Consider the following 2,937-nt stretch of genomic DNA (forward strand, 5'->3'; position numbering starts at 1 on the left):
AAAGTCCTTTTATAGAGTAAAATATTTGGAGAAGAAGTTATTCCTTAATAATAGAAATATATATTTTGTGAACTCAATGATTATTGAGGTTACTAAGCGATGAAATTAGTCTTCTTTTTAGAGGTAAAGGGAGCTTTCAAAGTATCAATCAATAGCAATAAGTCGAATGCTAATCAAAAAAACTGAACAAATCTTTGATCAGTTTTTTTGATATATATTATTTATTGTTATCGTCATTCTTTATTTGTGATTTCATACGTATAAGGAACAGCATCTGTGACACCTTCAGGTGGAGTATACCAGATTATCATATAATTATTACCACCACTAAAGAAATCTTCTAATAAAATATCATCTGATTCAGTCACATTAAAAGGTTCAATATTTAATACTCTATAATTTTGTTCATTACTACCTACTCCTAATGATTTTTCATTAATGAATGTAACTGAATAACTAGTTAAAATCTCTTCTTGTTCGAAATGAATTATAAAGTCATCAGTAGATGCACCATCATTATTATATCCTATCTCAGGTATTTCAATATTATCAATAAACCATCCACTACCGTTAATGCCCGCATCAGTCATATATCTAAAATTAATTAATATATTTTGTCCTACGAAAGGTGTTAAATCAAAAAATTCTTTGTTCCAATCATCATAATACCCTGTCAATCCAGGTAAATTATCCATAATTATATCTTGATTTCTATATCCGGGATCAAAAGTTCTGGGGTCACTAGTATTTTCATTTTGTAGAGATATCCAAGTTTCACCATTATCAACTGAAACTTGAACAATACCAAAATCCCATTGATCGTCAATATCAATATAGTTATCAAAGGTTAATGTTGCAGACTCTACATGGGTCAGGTCAGCTTCAAAGGTTAATTGATTATCCTCATCATGACCTTCGCCCCCCCATAGAACACTATTTCCTGGGTTATTTGGATCATCTTTTACAGCCCAAGCTTTTGTTAAAAAATCTATATCACTAAATTTAATAGATTGAATTTTATTACCATTATCAATGACTTTGTAGTCAGCACCCCAAGCAGGCACGCCATCTTTGTCATTGGTTGCTGCTGCTTCATAATTAACATTAAGGTCTATACTATTAAAGTTATAGATACCATTTTCTACTTCAGGACTATCAATAGCAAGAGCTATAGTAAATCTTCTAAATAATTCATCAAAATCAATTCCTACTCCAAATTCACCTAATACATTATTAAGACTTGTAACTCCACTTTTTTCATCTTGAAATAACATTTTAATAAAATTTTCACCATATTGTTCATATAAATATAATTGAAATAAATAAGCTTGTCCATAATCAGCAGCAATTTCAGATCGAGACTGATCATACCATGCTACTAATGAATTTTCTGGGTGTTCAAGGAAAAAGTTTACATGTCCCATAGGATGTCCATATCCACATAAGTATTGTGCCAGATGAGCCATACCTTCCTTAATCCAAGGTTCTTCAGTCGTATTATTAACATCAGCTTGAATTAGATGTTGGAATTCATGTGCTACAGTACCAAGATAATATGATTCAAATATGGTTTCCCAATTACGTGCACTTAGAGTAATAATATTTCTATCAAAAGTGTCATCATCTGGTTCTTTGTATATTCCACCAATGCCATTTTCGGAGTCGGGATCATAAAAAATTCCATCACGTATATTATCTACCAAAATTATAACTCTTTCAACACCATCTTCAGATACATAATAACCTTCAGGTACAGGTACGCCATCCCAGTTTGATAAAGTCGCATTTTCACCAGTATGTGAATCAGGTGTACCAAAGAATTCAACCATTGTAGGATAGATATTGGTATCAAATTCATCCCTTACCTTATCAACTTGTTCTTGTGTTATTACAGGAGTAGGCCTATCATCTAAATAAGCTAAGTCATCAGCTACCCATACCTCAGCATAATTGCCAACACTTCTTAAAGTAAATGTTCTACCGTCTGAAAATCGTTTTGTACCACCATCATATGTAAAAGTACTATTACTTTCTTCATCATTGGAATTAACTTCTTCTTCATTAAAATTAACTTTAGTAGCCATTTCAAATATTTCTTGATCTAATTGTTCTCTATTGGCTTCATCTTTTTTAAAATGTCTTAATTTTGCACCAATATCCCCATATCTTATGTTGTCAGTGTCAATTATTTTTTCAGAATTATAAACAAAATGTTCTAACCAATCTTTTCTATCTTCTCTAATTTCTGCTGTTTCCTTCAATATGTTTTCACTTGCTTTGGCAATAGTAGGTGCCTGAATACTAATAGAAAGTGTTAACCATGCTGCAAGGGACAACCCGACAGTTTTTTTAAATTGTTTCATGTTACCTCCTTAGTAAAGTTATTTTTATAGTCTGTTAATCAAAGCTCTTGGAATATATATTACACGTAAAGTTTTTTTCGTAAATAGGATAGTTCTACTAATTAATAACGAGCTATGTACTTGCATACTTTATTACCATTCCCCTCGATATATAATAATGGGCTATTTTGTAAACATAATTATATGTTACTAGATTTTAGTTTTCTATAATTAGAGGGTCCTATAAGTGCATATCCATGTATTCCCTATTCATTTTTAGTTTACATAATGACCACTGTAGGAACCGAAATACTTTTGTAAACACTGATATAACAGTGTTTTCTAGAATATACATGATTTTATACATTGTTGAATAATAAAGGTTTTGAAGAGGGGTAATTTAGAGGTGTTAAACATAAGTTGAGTTGTGTTGTGCGCCCATAAGGGAGGCTAAGAAAATCGCTTTTTGCAAAAGCGTGGATTAAGTCCGCATATAAATCCATCATTACCCACCTTATCCGAAGGGGAAACCTAACGGGGAGTGTAGCATGGTGTGGAAAGTCATGAGTTGACGAGTCGCTACGTCACGACTGAA

General features: G+C 31.9%; 1 protein-coding gene. It reads right to left on the bottom strand.

What is annotated here, in order from left to right; all coding sequences use genetic code 11:
* Positions 1 to 233: 233 nt before the first annotated feature.
* Entirely contained in the window at positions 234 to 2,363 is a 2,130-nt protein-coding gene (locus JM172_RS24145; protein WP_214484935.1) for a M6 family metallopeptidase, read from the bottom strand.
* Positions 2,364 to 2,937: the final 574 nt, after the last annotated feature.

The sequence above is a fragment of the Bacillus sp. SM2101 genome (assembly GCF_018588585.1).
Taxonomy (GTDB): Bacteria; Bacillota; Bacilli; order Bacillales; family SM2101; genus Nanhaiella; species Nanhaiella sioensis.

Coding starts and splice junctions, on each gene's coding strand:
- JM172_RS24145 (WP_214484935.1), bottom strand. CDS start 2,363: ATGAAACAATTTAAAAAAACTGTCGGGTTGTCCCTTGCAGCATGGTTA.